This is a genomic window from Ructibacterium sp. SJQ-7 (assembly GCF_054696575.1).
In genome coordinates, this window is record NZ_CP195193.1 from 1,415,169 (window position 1) to 1,432,771 (window position 17,603).

Here is a 17,603-nt window from a genome sequence, read left to right on the forward strand (position 1 = left end):
TATAAACAAATATAAATAAATTATAAAATCCAACAAAAAAACCACTTGTCCAACATAACATTGAACAAGTGGTTTAATATTAACTAATTAAGTCAGTCAAAATCAATTATTTCTGAACTGAATCGTCTTCTTCATAAGCCTTGTTTAGTTCATCGATAACCTTTTGACCACCTTGTTGTAGCCATCTGTCTCTTTGAGCTTTCCATTCGTCTTCGCTGATTTGACCAACGATGAACTTAGTATTAGCCTCACTCATGATAGCTTCAAGCTGTGGACCTCTTGTTGAATATGTATCTGATACATATGGTTCAGCAGGGTTAGCAACTGTGTGAAGTTTGTTTTCATCATAAACTTCCTGAATCTTTTCAGCAACGTCTGTTGCATACTTAATTTGAAGTTTTGTAGCAACTATACCTGTTGAGAATTGGTTAAGGTCGTTATATTCTTTAGTTAGGTTAGCATCGTCCTTCTTAACTACATAACCGTCAGCGTCAAGGTCATAGTTTCTGCCTTCGATACCGTAGTTCATTAGGTTTAGAGCTTCCTGTTCATTAGCCTTATCCATTACGCCAAGAATGAAGTCAAGGTCTTCTTCTGTAGCAACAGATGTCTTAGGGAATACATAGTATCCGTCATAACCTGTTGTAGGAAGTGTTCTTGGTTCTGAGCTTGCGTCCTTTGTAACGTAACCGAATACGTCAACAACTGCGTTAGGATCGATAGCTTGGATATTTTGTGCAAGTCTTCTTGCTCTGTCGGCAACGTCGATGATTACACCGGCTTTACCTGATAGGAACTGCTCATTCCACTTATCTGATGAATATGTAGCCATATCTTGGTTGATAAGACCTTCGTTATAGCACTTGTTCATGAACTTAAGTGCCTCAAGATATTCGTCAAACATAAATGCAGGAGCAAGCTTGCCGTCCTTTAGACCATACTGGTTAGGAGCGCCCATCCAAATAGCAATATTGTTAAGAGGACCGTTAAGGTAATCTGTAACGATCATACCGTATGTATCATTAGCACCGTTACCGTCAGGATCCTGTTCCTTAAATGCCTTTAGTACATTATAGAAATCATCTATAGTCTTTGGCTGTTCAAGACCAAGCTTATCAAGCCAGTCTTTTCTGATTGAAACGCCGGCTCTACCAAGCTCTCTTGAACGATATACACCGTAAACTTTACCGTCGATTGATGTGTTGTGGTTTACAGTTGGATCTGTTTGAGCAAGATTTGGGAACTTTTCAGCATCTGTCAGCTTATCTGTAACATCCCAGAATGTACCTGCTCTTGAGTTTTGGATAACGCTTGAACTTCTTGAACCAACAAGCATAACCTGTGGATATTCACCTGAACCCATAGCAGCTGTAACCTTTTCGTCATAGCTTGTTGACGGTACCCAAGTGATATTTAGCTTTGTACCAAGAAATTCTTCAAGTTTTTGAAGAACAGGGCTGTCCGGTGATGCAGATTCTGTATTGTAAGCCTTTGTCATAACATTAATTGATGGATTTTCCTTGTCGATAGAAACTGCTTTTTTACCGCAGCCGGCAAGTGAACCTGTAAGCATTACTGCTGCAAGTGAAACAGTAGCAATCTTCTTCCAAGTTTGTGTCATTGTATTTTCCTCCTTAAATATATGTTTTTCTCTAATTAAGCGGCTATGCCGCAATAATTCATTTTAAACTACCCAAAAAAATTATTTTCTTAAATTAACTCTCTTAATTAACCCTTAACGGCACCGACCATAACACCTGCTGCGAAGTGCTTTTGTAGGAACGGATATACGATAAGAATAGGAACTGTACCGATAACGATAACAGCCATCTTCAATGTATCTTCCGGAATAAGTGCATTCGGGTCAGTTTGTGTTTCAGCTGTCTGCATTACGATATTTCTAAGCACAAGCTGGAATGGGAACTTTGTTGAATCTTCAAGATATAGAAGAGCACCAAAGTAGTTGTTCCAGTGACCAACCGCATAGAACAGACCGAATGTAGCCAAACACGGAAGTGACAACGGAAGTGCTATCTTTATGAAGATACCAATGTCACTGCATCCGTCGATAGATGCGGCCTCTTCAAGTTCTCTCGGAAGTTCCATAAAGAAGTTTCTTACGATAATCATATTATACGCACTGATTGCACCAGGCAAAATAAGTGCTGAATATGTATCGTACATACCAAGTCCTTTAACAACCAAGAACAATGGAATCATACCGCCGCCAAATACCATTGTGAAAAGAACCATATTAAGCAGTGGTTTTTTACCTATAAGATTTGATCTTGAAAGACCGTATGCCATTGTTGTTGTAAAGAATAGGTTAATAAATGTACCTATTGCTGTTACACATACTGAAATTAACAATGAATGGAATACTCTTGTACCCATATCGTTCATATCAAAAATTCTTGCATAAGCGTCAAGAGTAGGACTATCAGGAATAAAGAAAATCGGTCTTGTTTGAATTTCCGCTTCAGTCGCAAAAGACGCTGCAATAACGTATATGAAAGGTATAACCATGATAACTGCTATAAGAGTAAGTAATATGTATATTACTACATTAGCAATTATATCACCGACACTTCTTCTTTTTATACTAATCATGTCTTATTTTCCTCCTTCTATTAGAATAGACCATCCTGACCGGCCTTCTTAGCAAGACGGTTAGCTGTCTGAATACATATGATACTGATTACAGATTTAAACAAACTTACGGCAGTTGAATAACCGTAGTTACCCTGTACTCTACCTATTTGATAAACGTATGTATCGAATGTTTCTGATGTGATTCTGTTTAGGTCATTCTGCATAAGGATGATTTGCTCAAAACCTGTATCAAGAACGCTACCCATACGCAAGATAAACATTGTAACAACTGTGCCCATGATTGCCGGCAATGTTATGTATATAAGCTGTTGGAAACGGCTAGCACCGTCAACGATAGCTGCCTCGTATTGTTCTACGTCAACACCTGCCAAAGCTGCAAGGAAGATGATTGTGCCCCAACCTGTTTCCTTCCAAATGTTTTGGATAAGAAGTACCCAATAAATTGCGATAGGACTTCCAAGTGCATTTAGGTTTTTACCTGTCATTGACTTTACGATTTCATAAAGCGCACCACCGCTCATACCCTCCATTGACGGAGTCTTAACAAGCATGAATGTGATAGATGCGATGACAACCATTGATACAAAGTGAGGTACATAAACAAGTGTTTGAAGAACTTTCTTATACCATTGTACTTTGATTTCATTAAGTAACAGTGCCAAAACAATCGGCAACGGGAAGAAGAATATAATGTTCATTCCCGAAATGATTAGAGTGTTTCTCAATAGTTGCAAGAAACTTGAGTCTGTAAAGAAGTTCTTGAAGTTATCAAAACCAATCCAACCGTTAAAGAAGTTTGAACCGAAGAACGGAATTCCTGCGTAGTAATCTTTGAAAGAAATAAGAATACCCCACATCGGAACAATCTTAAAGATTATAAAATACAAAAAACCGGGCAATAATAATAAGTACATCCACTTATCTCTCTTTATTTGTGCCCATCTTTTTTGTTTCGCCTCTGCTTTCTCCTCAGGTGAAAGCACGACTTTCTGAGCTTTAGCCATAGTAGACCCTCCCTAAAAAAGTTTACTGTTGTTGTTTCAAGTCAATTGAAATCAGCAGAAACCGGGCAAGTATCCGCAAATTGCACAAAGACTAAAAACTGATAAATATATTATAGCTTATTTTATTAACTTTTGCAATAGATTTTGTGAATAAACTGCAAAAATTATTAATTTTTTTTGTGGTTTTGTATAAATTCACCACTCAAATTATGTTTTCGCATAAATATATTTAAAACGGTATTACTTATAATAACACTTCAACCGTTTAAAAGTCCATAAAAAAATCAGTGGTTTTTTGTTCAATTTAACGATAAAAAAATGACGGATTTTAGTCCGTCATTTTTATTTGTTAATTATGACTAAAAGTTTTATTCGGCTAAGAATTTGTTAAGTCTGATAACTTCGATACCCGCAAGCATAACAATACCTGTACCGTGTGTATCGTTTAAGTTCCAGCCAAGTTCATACTTATAGTAGTCGGCAATAAACGAGAACTCACTTCCGCGGCATACGCCGTATACGTTACCGTTTGAGTCAACACTTGTCTTAGAAATACCTTTCCAAGCCTTGTATATAGCCTTAACGTACTTTTCAGGATTCTTTAGCCAGCCGAAACGAATACCTCTTGAGAACGCATATATAAACATTGATGTACAAGATGTTTCAGGATATGATTCGTGGTCGTTAAGTACCTGGTGCCACATTCCCTCATCGTCCTGCAATGCAAGATAACCCTCGCATAAAGTGTTAAGGAACTCAATAAGGTCGTTTCTCTTTGGATGGTCCTCAGGAAGGACTTCAAGCAATTCTGTCATTGAGAACACTACCCAACCGTTACCGCGTCCCCAAGGAACATTTGTCTTTGAATCATATTTAAAGTCATAAACGTGTGACATAATCTTTTCTTCCGGCATAAACAAACGTTTCTTAAAACCGAAGAACTGATTTGCCGCATCGTCAAGATACTTTTGGTCGCCTGTAAACTGTGAATATCTTACAAGGAACGGAACTGACATATATAAATCGTCCGCCCACATAGTCATATTATGGAAGTGGTGCATCATTTCCTTACGGAAGAATGTACCGTCCTCAAGTCTTGACTGGTGGTTGTAAATATAATCACCGACATAATCGGCAACTTTCTTTACGTCACGAAGTCCAAGATACTTGTTTACTTCAAGCATCATCGACGCAAACGAACCGCAGTCGTCAAGGCTGTCGATACTTGTAAGCAAGTTGTGTATACTTGTCGCACCGCCGTACTGCTCTTTATCCCAAAGTGCATATTCAAGCGTATCAATACATAATTGAACGTGGTCTTTTATGTAATTCTTTATATCTTCCGAGCCGATTGCAATGGCTGTATGAAGAAGTCCGTACATTGTAACACCCAATGGGTAGTTCCAACGACCGAACAGTGTATTTTCGTTATACGGTCTTACGAATGTATCAGGTGCATCCAATCTCCAATATGTAGCAGGCTCACCGACAATGTGAAGCATATCAGACGCAGTGTCAAACGGAAATTCAAAATCGTTTACGAATGTACCGATATACATCCATACGTCATCTGTACCCTTAACTCTTGCCGCACTTTCAAATTCAACAGTGTCACATTCAAGTGTGTAACCCCAGTCACTGCCGTTGCAAATGCACTTTACATATACGTCATATGTGCCAAGAGGAAGTGTAGCGTCAAAAGTTTCTTTGCCGCCTTTTGTCTTGAACACTTCTTTCTTATTTATATACACAACCGTTTCACCCTTTGTATCAAGAGTAAACTTGTGTGTTGTGTTGTTAATATCGTCAGCAAATACCTTTGTGTAACCTACGGCATATTGACCGTTAGGTGTGCCGAACATACGAGTCAGCTGACCTTTTTTCATTTCGTCGTCAGACCAGTTTATTACAGGATAAAACTTTTTGTCAAAGTTCTTTTCGCTCATACCGATTTCAAATTCAGGCACATAATCGTCCGGAACAAGTTCTGTAAATACAAAGCCCTCTTGACCGTCACGTTCCTTTGTCGGCATAAGTGTGTACATATCCCACTTACCGATCCATGTACCGAACTGACCGCCGAAGCCCGCCTTTGTCTTTTTGAATTGAATTCTGATGTCGTTCCAACCTTCTTCAACGTCCATAAATACACGCGTTGAAGTTTCAGAATATCTCTCTTTGAAAATATCAGACTTATATGCAACTTCGCCGTTTACATATACAACCATAGGTCCGAAACAGTTTATATCCCAACCGAATGAAGATTTACCGGCTGAATAGAACTTTGTGAATGCCCATACACATTCCTTGTCCTTGCTGTCAGGGAAAATCTTGTTAAAATCAACAAGGTATCTGTAATCGGTTGTACGAACGATACCGTTGTTTGTGTATGCACGATAATAAAGTCCGTGCTTTAGATTTTGTCCCATATATCTGTATGCAAGCGATGAAATTATCGCCTGCGGGTCAGTGCCCTCGTAAGCGTTAATGCTTTGACTGTCATCAAAATAATAACCCATTTTACTACTCTCCTTAAAAACTTTTCTTATTAGTTTATTATATCATTATCCTTTGTTGCTTGTCAATTAAAAATCAGTTGTTTTGGTGTTATTATTCGGTGTATATTTCGTCTGAATTTTCATCACCGCACGTTTAAATGCCAATAGCAGATATGTCACGGCAAACACCATTACCGTGACAATCAAAATCCACCAAGCCACGCCGGGCATACCGTGCAGATTAAACCAACCGTATTCGCTCCCTCCGCTATACATTCTGTTAATGTATAGTACAAAAAACATTGTCATCAGTGCATTAACCCAATATTGCTTTTGCTTTAAGTATTGCAATAGCGGTTTTTGCGTCATAAATTTTATTATCCATTACCATTTGATAAAGTTCGTCAAGGCTGTATTTTGACACATTCAAAAATTCGCCGTCATCAAGATTTTGCCCGACAAAGGTAAGTTTTCTTGCAAGAAAAATATTAAGTTTTTCTTCACAATATCCCGGTGTTGCGTAATATTCGCCGAGATGTGTGAATTCCTCTGCCTTATATCCCGTTTCCTCAATAAGCTCCCTTGCACCACATTCCAAAGGATCTTCGCCGTACTCCATTTTACCGGCAGGAATTTCAAGCATTTCCGACTTAGCGGCAATTCTGTACTGCGTAACCATAAACACCTTACCGTCCCCGTCAACCGCAATAATTCCGACACCGCCCGGGTGACCGATAAGTTCACGCGTTGCCAAACGTCCGTCGGGAAGTTCGACTTTTTCCTTACGCACCTTTATGATTTTACCGTCATAAATTTCTTCGCTCGACACTGTTTTTTCTTCAAAATTCATTATATTTCACCCTTTCGACAAAATCTTTCAATAGCAGGTTTAACATTCAGCAATTCTTTCAGATTTTCAAAATCCTGTTTTGACTTTTCGTTTTTCTTGCCTGTATACACCGCACGAATCATAATATTTTTAGGGGTTTCAAGCGGTGATATATACTCAATCATACTAACCTTATATCCGACACTTTCAAGATATGCCGCACGAAGTCCGTCCGTCAATGTATCGGCAAGTCTGGCTTTTAAAATGCCGTGCTTTGTTATCGCCTCAAACGGCTCATACGAATACTGTTTTAAAATATCCTTATGACAACACGGAACAGACACAATCGCTCTCGACTTTGCTCTTATACCAAGTGCAAGTGCCATATCCGTTGCGGTATCGCAAGCGTGGAGCGACACGACTATATCGGGTCTTATAGGCGGTGTATACTCCGTAAGGTCAGCCTTGATGAACTCCATATTGTTGTATCCGAGATTTTTAGCCATTCTCTTTGACGCTTCAATTACCGTTTCGGAATAATCAACACCGATAAAATGACACTTCTTTTTAAGTATTTCTTTCAAATAGAAATTCATAACGAACGACAAATAACTTTTACCGCAAGCCGCGTCAAAAATAACATATTCGTCCCTGTCACCGATTTCTTTAAGCACACCCTGCATTAATTCAACAAAATAATCTATCTGATTATACTTACGGATTTTATCATTTTTAATCTTGCCGTTCTTGGCAAGTATGCCTATTTCTTCAAGCAAATCTTTCGCAAGTGCGGGATTTACGACATACTCTCTGCCCGTTTGCACAACGCTCGTCTTATTTATCTCTTTCGTAACATCCTCGTGACGCATATTGACTTTTTTATCGTTTGCGTCAATCACAATCTTCGCACCGCGTTCGCTGTAAATTATCTGCGCCTCGTCATATTTAAGCAATTCTTCCGCGATTATATCCCACAAACCGTCTTTTTCCACATTGCGCTTAACCGCTTGATAATCAAGAGTTATATCGTCCGTATACAATATTTTTGCAGGGAAATTCTTAGTTCCCGACTTTAAATTAATAGTAATATCATTAAAAAAATCTTTGTTTTCTTCCATTCTCGAAACAAGTCCGCCGAAAAACAAATTTACTTTTGAAACAGTTTTCTTATTCATTATTTCTCCCTATTTTCTTTAATAAATTTATAACATTATTCTATCATTTAAGTTCTGTACTGTCAATTATTTTACCAACTAAAAAGGGATAATCTTAACGATTATCCCTTCAGACTGTCGACAAATTGTCCGGAACGTGCAATATATTATTTTTATATTTTAAAGTTTTATTTATAGCTATAAAAACAACAGGCAAGCCTATCTTCGATATACGGCTTGCCTGTGCACTTTTTGTGAAAATAAACTCTAACGTACAAACGTACGCCGACGAGTTCATTTTCGCAAAATCCACACTAATTTCTCGACCTCTGCCAGCGTGTAGACACTTTTGTCTACACGCTGAAGGGATAATCTTAACGATTATCCCTTTTGGTTTTTATTTTTTCATATCGGCATAAGCCTGTTCTTTTTCATCAAGAACAGCTTGATAACCTGCGTCAAGGTATTCCTTGCAAGCCGCCTCATACTTCGCGTCAAATTCTTCAGGCTTACAGTTAATCAAATCAACCTGAATAACTTCCCATTTACTCTTTAGAGTTTCGGCATACTGCGAAAGGCTGTCGATTGATCTGTCAAACAAGAAATCTGTATACTTATATTCCTTAGTCTTTTGATAACCGTCATATGACTGTTGAATTAAGTCCTCAAATCCCGCCGGTGCGTATGTTTTCTTTTGTACGGCAAGGTTTTTCTCGTCACTGCCGTAGTCCTTACCCTCTGTTACAAGGCACCACATATCCTTATTTGAATTGTAGTTCAATCTTTCTTCACCTGTGTAATCGTCAATAAGTACAGGAATTTCGTCCTCAACTTTATATGTAACGTTTTCGATACCGTTTTGCATTACGAACAGGTTTTCATCTTGTGCAAGCCACTCAAAATACATTAGCACTGCCTCAGGGTGTTCACAGTCAACACTGATACCGCTTACCATACCAAACGGCCAATCTGCTCTGCCGGCAGGCTTTGTACCCTCCGGATAACCTGCACCTGCGTCAAGCACTGCAACCTTTGCGTCAGGGCAATTTTGCAATAATGTTTGAAGTACAGGAGGATTTTGTGACAAATAGAAACCGAACACGCCTGCTTTACCCGATACAAAATCAGCTTGCTTTTGGTTACCGTCCTTGTCAAGGTACCATTCAGGACTGATAAGTCCGTCGTTATAAAGCTGATTCATATACTTTAATTTCTGCTTTGTTGCGTCATATGTAAGCGATGCAACAGTAATATCCGAATACATCGCGTTATCTTCTTCCGAAAGCGGATATTCTCTGTATTCATAGTTCGGGAAATATGCGTTGTAAAGGCTCTCCGTTGCAGGGATTGTATTTTCGCCGCCAAGCTTTAATTCCTTAAACTTCTTTAGTGCATTTACATATTCCTCTTGATTTGTCGGCATTGAAAGTCCTGCTTTTTCAAGCCAGTCTGTACGGATAAGAGTTACCCAGTTATAAGCCTGCGGACGAGTTGCCGCAAGAAAATATCTTTGGTCGTCAACCTTTGTATATTCCTCCAAATCTTTTGTCTTTTCATAGAATGTCGGTGCGTATGTCTTTAACACGTCCTCATCAATCGGCTGGAACGCTCCTCTTGAATAATACGAAATCATCGTCGGATAGTCATAGCTGAAAAGAATATCAGGTTCTTCGCCTGCCGCAAGCAATTCATTAAATACCGTTACATCTTCCTTACGCGTAACAGGTACAAATGTCATTTTGATATTGTACTTGTCACCGAAATTCTTTTGAACATAATCCGTCCAATAGTTGTTGTCTACGTCTGCCTGTCCCTGCATACCTCTGTCATATACAGGTATTTTAAGCTCAATTTGCTCATCATAGGCTTTCGGGCCTGTAAGCTCCGCTTTATCCATCTGCATTTTACCCTTACCGCCGCATGACGCAAGCAAAGATACCGCAGTCACTGTGCTTAATGCAGCACACAATACTTTCTTTAAATTCATTTTTCTTTTCCCCTCTCTTTTTAAATATGTTTTTTCATTATTCTTTTACTGCACCTATCATAACACCTTTAACAAAATACTTTTGTATAAAAGGATAAACAATTACGATAGGAATAGTTGCAAACATAATACAAGCCGATTTCAAAACTTCCTCAGCCTGCATACTCTCCCCTGCGACTTCCTGCGAAACCGACGAATTTGAACCTGCCGCATTAACAAGCTCATACAACTTTAACTGCAATGGTTTAAGCGGTGACTTTGTTATAAAGTAAAGTGCGTCTTGGAATGTATTCCAACGACCTACCGCATAGAACAGTGCAAGTGTCGCCAAAACAGGCACCGACAACGGCAATACAATTCTAACCAGTACAATAAAGTCGTTACAGCCGTCAATCGCAGCAGCCTCCTCCAAGCTTTGCGGTACACTATTTTGCATAAATGTACGAAGTATTATCAAATTATATGCCGAAAATGCAAGCGGTAGTATCAAAACCGCCGCCGTATTTATAAGGTGCAACTGGCTCATAAGTATGTAATCGGGAATTGTTCCGGCAGTGAAGTACATTGTTATAAGAAATATTACGCCTATAACTTTTCTGCCCTTCAGACGTTTTCTTGACAGTGCAAACGCACCGCATATTGTAAGGAACATACCGAGTGCCGTAAACGCAACCGTCACAAACACCGTAAACCACAATGAACGCATCATTGTCGAATCACCGAAAACCGTCTTATATGCGTCAAGATTGACGTCCTTTGGAATAAGAAACACTTGATTTGACATTACCGCACCGTTACCGCTGATTGAAACCGAAAGAACGTGTATAAACGGTATAAGACACAAAAGCGAAAGCACAGCCATAAACACATATATAAACACATCTGCCAAAACATCAGTAGCTTTTCTTTTCATTATATTATACCGTCCTCTCCCATAAGTTTTGCAAACTTATCCGATGCAAATACGAAGATAAGTCCTACAACCGACTGGAACAAACCAACCGCCGTTGCGATGTTATATCTGTGCGACTGCAAGCCGACACGATAAACGAATGTCGAAATAACGTCCGAGAAATCTCTTACAAGCGGATTATCCAATGTATACGGACGTTCAAACGATATACCCAAAATTCTTCCCAAACTCATTATCAGCATTACAACGATTGTCGAACGAATACAAGGAAGTGTTATATTCCATATTTTTCTCCATCTGCCTGCACCGTCAACCGTTGCCGCTTCGTAAAGGTCAGCATTAATACCTGTGATTGCGGCAAGATATATAATCGTACCCCAACCCATGCTCTGCCATACGCCGATTAAACAGTACGACACAAGCCAATGCCATTTTTCCGTCAGGAACGGTATGCTTTCACCGCCGTGACGCATTATAAGTACGTTCACAAATCCCGTAGACGGTGACAAAAGCTGATAGAATATACCTGCAATGATTACCCACGAAAGAAAATGCGGTAAATATAAAACCGTTTGGCTGATACGTTTGAAATACTTATTGCGTATTTCATTTAATAATATCGCCAAAATTATCGGAGCCGGAAAACCGATTATAAGATCAAGACCGTTAAGCACGATAGTATTACGAAGTGCTATGTAAAAATCTTTCATTTTGAAGATTTCCTTAAACGCGTCAAAACCTATGAATTTCGCTCTCTCAAAACCGCCGACAACGTCATAATTAAGAAACGCTACCGACAACCCCAAAAGCGGTAAAAACTTAAAGACTATCGCAAATGCCAACGGAAAGAACAGCAGTACATACAACTGCCAGTCCCTTTTCAGATAGTATTTAAAGCCTTTTTTATCTCTCTCTTTTAACTTTTTACCCTTTTTCATTAAACAGCTTTACCCCCTCTTTTTACCTTAATTTGTTACTATGCAATATAAATACTATCATTTTTTATGCAATATGTCAATCAAATTACGTTTTTTATATAAAAAAGCCGTCTTTTTATACAAAACAAAAAAGACGTTTTAAAAACGTCCTTTTTGAGTGTTGTTGTTTATTTTTTAATTAATCGGCTGCCATTCCACACATAAACCGCATATTTACCTTGCGGCAGATTTACCGAAACGATCTCTGCCGTATTTGCGTTTACTTCTTTTGACACGTTTTGTACACTGTTTATGACATTGTTTTCGTCATAACCGATTACAATAACACTTACCTTGTTCGTACTGTCGGTATTGTTTTCAATTCGTGTTTTGACATTCTTTTCATCACTTATAGTTTGAATATTGACTTCTTCCTTACTGCTTGAAGAATGTTTATATACGTCAACCGATGGAATAGCTTTTCCGTCAAAATCGAAAAGCGTTGTGTTTTCGACAACGTTAACGTCTGTCTTATCGTCACTTTCCTTTACAGCCCAACCCGACAAAGACGCATTTTTATTATCTTTATCTTCGACGTGAATCATACAAGGGTCCCAATAAAGCACACCCAGACATCTGTTATCGTCAACGCTTTTTAATTCGTTGAAAAGTTCTGCCATAAAATTTTTATGTCCTGCCATTGTCGGCGGATAAATGTCCTTATACACATCTGAATCCTTTAACTGTCCCGCATAACCGTCTTTTCTTGTTTCGTTCCAATTAAAACCTGTTTCCATAATCATAATGTCTTTGTCGTACTTCTTTGAAATTTCATTACAAAATTCCTTACAGGCTTCCGCATTGTTGTCCGTCCATGCAGGATAATATGACGCACCGATTACGTCATACTTTGCACCGAGTTTGTCAAGTTCATCAAAGAAATATGTGAATTTGTTTGACTTTGAACCGTCGTCAAGGTGAATTATAACCTTTGAGTCCTCCGACACCGCCTTTACCGCGTCATATCCGGCATTGATAAACTTAACAAGCCCTTCCCAATCTTTTGGGCATTTTATATCTTCATCTGCGTTTTTATCGTCACCGAATACAAGTTCAAATCTATCTCTGTTCATACTTGCATCATATGTGTTGCCGAACGGAAATAACATTCCGCCGCGAATTTCATTGCCAAGCGAAACATATTCCGGAACAGTCCCCTGTGCCTTTAACTTTGACATAATATCATATGTATAGTTGTATACTATTTCCGCAAGTTTATCTTGAATTTCCTCTCTTTGTTCACTTGTCATTGAGTTTAGAAAGTCAGCATTCTTAACGTCATAGCCAAGCTCGTCTTTAATCTGCTTAACCCATTCGGACGGAATAATCTGTCTTGAGCCGTTCGACCAATAATCGGAATAATTAAACGTGAACTGTATTCCTATACCTGCGTCCTTTGCACGCTTTGCAAGCTTCAGACAATCTTCTTCGTCCTGAAAACCACTCGGAAGATAATACACTCCGTCACCTGTACCCTTGCCCGGTGTATTGCTAAGACGTATTCTCGCCATATTCATACCGTTCTGCGACAAAAATTCAAACGGGTCAACCTTGTTTCCGTCACTGTCTTTATATTCACCGCCAAGGCTTTCGATATAATCAACTTCGGTCATATCGCCGCCTTGTATAAAGCCGTTTTGCTTGTCCGTCTTAACAAGATCAACGTCCGATATTGCAATCACGCCGTTTCCGTCAGTACCAACGCCGATTGTGCATTTACCGTTTTCAACTTCAATTCCTCTTACGGTAACCTTAACACCGTCAGCCGAAACAGGTAAAACCGTACTTGCCGCAGTGTATCCGTCCGATACTCCGTACAAATACGACACACCCTCCTCCGAAGTATTTTTACATACTGCCGTAAGGTCATAATATCCGTTTTCAAGATTAGTTACTTCAACGCTTTTACCGCCCGTAACGTCACCGCTGAAATCAATGCTTTGTGCATATACCGCAGTCTGTAAGACAGCAACCGCCGCTATAACCATTAATATCTTTTTCATACAGCACACTCCTTTTTATTGTTTTAATATTTTTCTGCTTCTTATTGTAAACATTATCGTTGTACAGCTTGCCGCAACGACATCACTTACCGGCTCCGCCAAAAGCAATCCCCACACTCCCATATTTGCGATATTCGGAAGTATAAGTGCAAGCGGAAACAAAAGTATAATTTTTCTAAGGCACGCAAGAAACATTGATATTTTCGCCTCGCCCAACGCCAAAAATGTCTGCTGACATGCACACTGTGCACCCATCACAGACATACCTGCAAGGAAAAGACGAGTTGCGTTTATACCTATATCTATAAGCTCTTGGTCATTTGTGAACATCTTCAAAAACGCTGTCGGGAACACTTCGACAAGCGCAACCGCAAAAAGCGAGAAACATATACTTACCGTAAATTGAAGTTTAAACGCTTTTTTCACTCTGTCAAAACGCTTTGCACCGTAATTATATCCGATAACCGGCTGTGCGCCTTGCGAAAAACCGTTAAGCGGCATCCATATAAGCTGTGTTAAGCTGAACAGTATCGACATCAATGCAACATACAGGTCATTTCCGTATTTAAGCATACCGTTGTTGAATGTAAGCTGAATTAAACATTCCGTTGCCTGCATTATAAACGGTGACACACCGAGCGACAAAACCGAAGTAACGATTTTTCCGTCCAAAACAAGATTTTTAAGTCTGATTTTCAAAACGGTCTTTTTACCCGTCAAAAATTTAAGCACCCACAAACACGATACACCTTGCGAAATTATCGTTGCAAGCGCCGCACCCTTTACGCCCATTCCGAACACATATATAAAAATCGGGTCAAGCACAATATTCAGCACCGCACCTATGCAAACGGTCATCATACTTGTTTTTGCAAAGCCTTGATTTGTTATAAACAAATTCAGTCCCAACGCAATCTGTACAAATATCGTACCGACAAGATATATGCTTATATAATCCGACGCATACGGCAAAGTTGCCTCACTTGCGCCGAATTTCATCAATATCTGATTTTTCGTAAGCATAAACACAACCGCCAGCACTACCGAAAATATTATAAGCAGCATTGTACAGTTGCCGAGTATTTTCTCTGCTTTGTCGTTGTCTTTTTCACCCATGCTTACCGCCGCTCTTGACGCACCGCCCATACCTGCAAGCATTGCAAATGCCGAAACAAGCAATATTATAGGAAACGTAACACCCAATCCTGCAAGCGAAAGTGAGCCTATCTCCGGTATTCGTCCGACATAAATTCTGTCAACTATGTTATACAGCAAGTTTACAAGCTGTGCCATAACAGTCGGTATCGCAAGCTTAAACACAAGTTTTCCTATAGGTGCGGTTTCAAGCTGATTATTTTTATCCATTAAATACACCTCAATATACAAAACGAGCTGTTAATTTCTAACAGCTCGTTAGTTTTTATTTTATTACAGCTGTACTATCTGTGTATCAAATGCACTAAGTGTTACAGTCTTATCACCTGCGTCAGTCTTAACTGTTGCAGTTTGTTCTGTATCCGCATTATTGATAACAACAAGCTGTTTACCTTCAGGATAATAGCAGCACTCTGTATTTACGTTATCTGTCAAATACTTTTGGTCTGTGCTTTCGCCTGCGGCAGTAAGAATAAGGTTAAGAAGTGTTCTGTTATTAACTTCGCCATGCTTAAAGCTTGACATATAAACACCGGTACCTTTACCGAACTTATGAGTTGTAACTGTCGGCATATTTCCGTCAGCTGCAAGCACCTTTGTTTCGCCGTCAACAAGATAAACCTTGTTTTTACCTGCAAGAACCGTGCCGTCTACAACCGCACCGTTGTTTTCAACGTCAAACGAATACTTACCGTGACAAATTCTTGCACCTGTATCTTCGCTTACGCCAAGAACGTGTGACATACGGAAGAATGTATCGTAACCATCTGTTGCAGACGGTTCGTTTACACCGATGAATGCACCGCCGTTGTTAACCCACTCTGTAAGAAGTGAAACAACCTTTTCGTCTTTCCATTGTTCTCCACCTGACCATGCGCTTCCTGCAAATCCGGCATTGATAACAACGTCGTAATTGTCAAGTCCCTTATTCTTTAGGTCATCAAAGCTGATGAATTCAACGTCAAACGGCATACCTGAAAGAGCCTCGATAATGTTTATAAGATCAAGTTCAGGGTGTTCGTGATAGTGACCTGCACAAGTCCATGAACGCAGACTGCCCCAGAATGTAAGAACGGCAACTCTCGGTTTTAAAACGTATGGCTTACCTGCCTTATGGAATTCCTTTATTTCTCTGAATTCGTCTGCAATCTTTTCGATATAGTCGTTGAAATCAGGGAACGGCAATGTCAATGAAAGGTAACCGCCAAGACCGATCCTGTCGATAGGTGCACGAAGAAGTGCACGTCTTACGTTCTTCCAATATCCCTTTGCTTCAAGTGTAGGATTACCGCCCTCCATAAATGTAGGAGCACCGCCAAGACCTACAGGGAACAAATATGGGTGAAGTCTGATTTCGTGAGTTTCAACTGCGTCAACGCCTGCACAAAGTCTTGCCTCAAAGCCGTTGAATACGCACTTGATAAGGCCGTCAAAGCCGAAGTCCTTAAATCTCTTACCCCAAGGCTCAACGCCTACCCAGCTGTCATCATAGAATACATAAGCTTTTTTACCGTATGTATGTACAAGGTCAACAAGCTTTTTACCGAAGTCAACAACAAAATCATTGATGAATTCCATCCAATCAAGCTTTTTCTTGTCACAAGTCATATGTGTAGCGTGAAGTTCGCCCTTATTGATGAAGTCCTCTGAAGTAAGTGCATAACCGTACTTCTTTTCAAATTCCTTTAGAGCAAGCGGAGAAACCGTAAAGTCATATGACGCCCAATCTGAGAATAAATCTCTGTTTCTCTCGTTTGAACCCCAAATCCATACGAAGTTATAGAACATTGATGTGAAACGAACAACTGTTGTTGCAGGGTGTGTTTCGCACCAGTTCTTCATCCAATCAAGCATATATTGCTGTGTTTCAGGGTATCTCGGATCAATCTGCATTAGATGTTCCTTGTCCCAATTATTTGTTGTATGATTGTACATTGAAATTTCTTCCCAAATTCTGTATGCAAGGAAGTTTACTGTGTACTTATGCCAAGGTGTTACGCCATTTACCGTAACAACGCCGTTTTCATATGTCCAATCCTTAACTTCTTCATTTGTAGTTCTGTCGAATACCTGCCAATATGCCTTTGATTCGTCAGACTCGTTAATCTTGAACTGTTCGTTAAAGAAGTCCTTCATAAGGTCAATCTTAACACTGTCGCTTTCTGCAACAACAGGATTTGTCATAAGGAATGACTGCTGTAATTTATCTGTGTTTTGCTTTGCCCACTCGTTATGGTCACGAATAATACAAATTGTAGAATAAATTCCGTAACCCGCATTTATAATTTCAGGTGACAATTCCGTACCGTCAGAATCTCTGATTACGTCTGCACCCCATTTTTCAGCCATTTCAAGTGTTAGCTTTTCATAACCGCTTTCACCCGGAAGTGTGAAACCGCCTTTAGTCTTACCCATTTCATTCTCTCCTTTTTGTTTTTTCTCAATATTAGAATTATATCATAACGAATTG

13 protein-coding genes are annotated in these 17,603 nt (G+C 39.4%); all 13 read right to left on the minus strand.

Features of this window, described 5'->3' with window-relative positions; genetic code table 11:
* Positions 1-106: 106 nt before the first annotated feature.
* A complete protein-coding gene (locus tag ACSAMO_RS06545; RefSeq protein WP_499210062.1) occupies positions 107-1,621 on the minus strand; it encodes an extracellular solute-binding protein in 1,515 nt (504 codons plus the stop codon).
* Positions 1,622-1,728: 107 nt separating this feature from the next.
* Positions 1,729-2,610: a carbohydrate ABC transporter permease gene (locus ACSAMO_RS06550; protein WP_308455900.1), complete on the minus strand. Its 882-nt coding sequence runs from the start codon at positions 2,608-2,610 to the stop codon at positions 1,729-1,731.
* Between the two features lie 20 nt (positions 2,611-2,630).
* Positions 2,631-3,617 carry an ABC transporter permease gene (locus ACSAMO_RS06555; RefSeq protein ID WP_022230990.1) on the minus strand — a complete coding sequence of 329 codons (987 nt, stop codon included), beginning with the start codon at positions 3,615-3,617 and terminating at the stop codon, positions 2,631-2,633.
* A 368-nt stretch (positions 3,618-3,985) separates the two neighbouring features.
* Positions 3,986-6,136 (minus strand): glycoside hydrolase family 88/105 protein, encoded by a 2,151-nt coding sequence (locus tag ACSAMO_RS06560; RefSeq protein WP_499210063.1) that lies wholly within the window; start codon positions 6,134-6,136, stop codon positions 3,986-3,988.
* Positions 6,137-6,202: 66 nt separating this feature from the next.
* The gene (locus ACSAMO_RS06565) at positions 6,203-6,391 is read right to left on the minus strand and encodes a hypothetical protein (protein ID WP_499210064.1); all 189 of its coding nucleotides are present in this window, start codon (positions 6,389-6,391) and stop codon (positions 6,203-6,205) included.
* A 40-nt stretch (positions 6,392-6,431) separates the two neighbouring features.
* A complete protein-coding gene (locus ACSAMO_RS06570) occupies positions 6,432-6,965 on the minus strand; it encodes an NUDIX domain-containing protein (RefSeq protein WP_022230983.1) in 534 nt (177 codons plus the stop codon).
* Positions 6,965-8,119, minus strand: a complete 1,155-nt coding sequence (locus ACSAMO_RS06575) for a class I SAM-dependent methyltransferase (protein ID WP_499210065.1) — start codon at positions 8,117-8,119, stop codon at positions 6,965-6,967. Before ACSAMO_RS06575 ends, ACSAMO_RS06570 begins: the two co-directional genes overlap by 1 nt.
* 376 nt (positions 8,120-8,495) lie before the next feature.
* The gene (locus ACSAMO_RS06580; RefSeq protein WP_499210066.1) at positions 8,496-10,085 is read right to left on the minus strand and encodes a type 2 periplasmic-binding domain-containing protein; all 1,590 of its coding nucleotides are present in this window, start codon (positions 10,083-10,085) and stop codon (positions 8,496-8,498) included.
* A 37-nt stretch (positions 10,086-10,122) separates the two neighbouring features.
* Entirely contained in the window at positions 10,123-10,998 is an 876-nt protein-coding gene (locus tag ACSAMO_RS06585) for a carbohydrate ABC transporter permease (protein WP_337599921.1), read from the minus strand.
* Positions 10,998-11,936 carry an ABC transporter permease gene (locus ACSAMO_RS06590; protein WP_022230979.1) on the minus strand — a complete coding sequence of 313 codons (939 nt, stop codon included), beginning with the start codon at positions 11,934-11,936 and terminating at the stop codon, positions 10,998-11,000. The genes ACSAMO_RS06585 and ACSAMO_RS06590 overlap by 1 nt, the downstream gene beginning before the upstream one ends.
* A gap of 167 nt (positions 11,937-12,103) precedes the next feature.
* Positions 12,104-13,978: a glycoside hydrolase family 53 protein gene (locus ACSAMO_RS06595; protein WP_499210067.1), complete on the minus strand. Its 1,875-nt coding sequence runs from the start codon at positions 13,976-13,978 to the stop codon at positions 12,104-12,106.
* A 15-nt stretch (positions 13,979-13,993) separates the two neighbouring features.
* Entirely contained in the window at positions 13,994-15,343 is a 1,350-nt protein-coding gene (locus ACSAMO_RS06600) for an MATE family efflux transporter (RefSeq protein ID WP_499210068.1), read from the minus strand.
* Between the two features lie 63 nt (positions 15,344-15,406).
* Entirely contained in the window at positions 15,407-17,548 is a 2,142-nt protein-coding gene (gene gnpA, locus ACSAMO_RS06605; protein ID WP_412613507.1) for a 1,3-beta-galactosyl-N-acetylhexosamine phosphorylase, read from the minus strand.
* Positions 17,549-17,603: the final 55 nt, after the last annotated feature.

Excerpts from the sequence above, each read along its gene's own strand:
- ACSAMO_RS06545 (WP_499210062.1), bottom strand. The coding sequence starts at position 1,621 with ATGACACAAACTTGGAAGAAGATTGCTACTGTTTCACTTGCAGCAGTA.
- ACSAMO_RS06550 (WP_308455900.1), bottom strand. The coding sequence starts at position 2,610 with ATGATTAGTATAAAAAGAAGAAGTGTCGGTGATATAATTGCTAATGTA.
- ACSAMO_RS06555 (WP_022230990.1), bottom strand. The coding sequence starts at position 3,617 with ATGGCTAAAGCTCAGAAAGTCGTGCTTTCACCTGAGGAGAAAGCAGAG.
- ACSAMO_RS06560 (WP_499210063.1), bottom strand. The coding sequence starts at position 6,136 with ATGGGTTATTATTTTGATGACAGTCAAAGCATTAACGCTTACGAGGGC.
- ACSAMO_RS06565 (WP_499210064.1), bottom strand. The coding sequence starts at position 6,391 with ATGTATAGCGGAGGGAGCGAATACGGTTGGTTTAATCTGCACGGTATG.
- ACSAMO_RS06570 (WP_022230983.1), bottom strand. The coding sequence starts at position 6,965 with ATGAATTTTGAAGAAAAAACAGTGTCGAGCGAAGAAATTTATGACGGT.
- ACSAMO_RS06575 (WP_499210065.1), bottom strand. The coding sequence starts at position 8,119 with ATGAATAAGAAAACTGTTTCAAAAGTAAATTTGTTTTTCGGCGGACTT.
- ACSAMO_RS06580 (WP_499210066.1), bottom strand. The coding sequence starts at position 10,085 with ATGAATTTAAAGAAAGTATTGTGTGCTGCATTAAGCACAGTGACTGCG.
- ACSAMO_RS06585 (WP_337599921.1), bottom strand. The coding sequence starts at position 10,998 with ATGAAAAGAAAAGCTACTGATGTTTTGGCAGATGTGTTTATATATGTG.
- ACSAMO_RS06590 (WP_022230979.1), bottom strand. The coding sequence starts at position 11,936 with ATGAAAAAGGGTAAAAAGTTAAAAGAGAGAGATAAAAAAGGCTTTAAA.
- ACSAMO_RS06595 (WP_499210067.1), bottom strand. The coding sequence starts at position 13,978 with ATGAAAAAGATATTAATGGTTATAGCGGCGGTTGCTGTCTTACAGACT.
- ACSAMO_RS06600 (WP_499210068.1), bottom strand. The coding sequence starts at position 15,343 with ATGGATAAAAATAATCAGCTTGAAACCGCACCTATAGGAAAACTTGTG.
- gnpA (WP_412613507.1), bottom strand. The coding sequence starts at position 17,548 with ATGGGTAAGACTAAAGGCGGTTTCACACTTCCGGGTGAAAGCGGTTAT.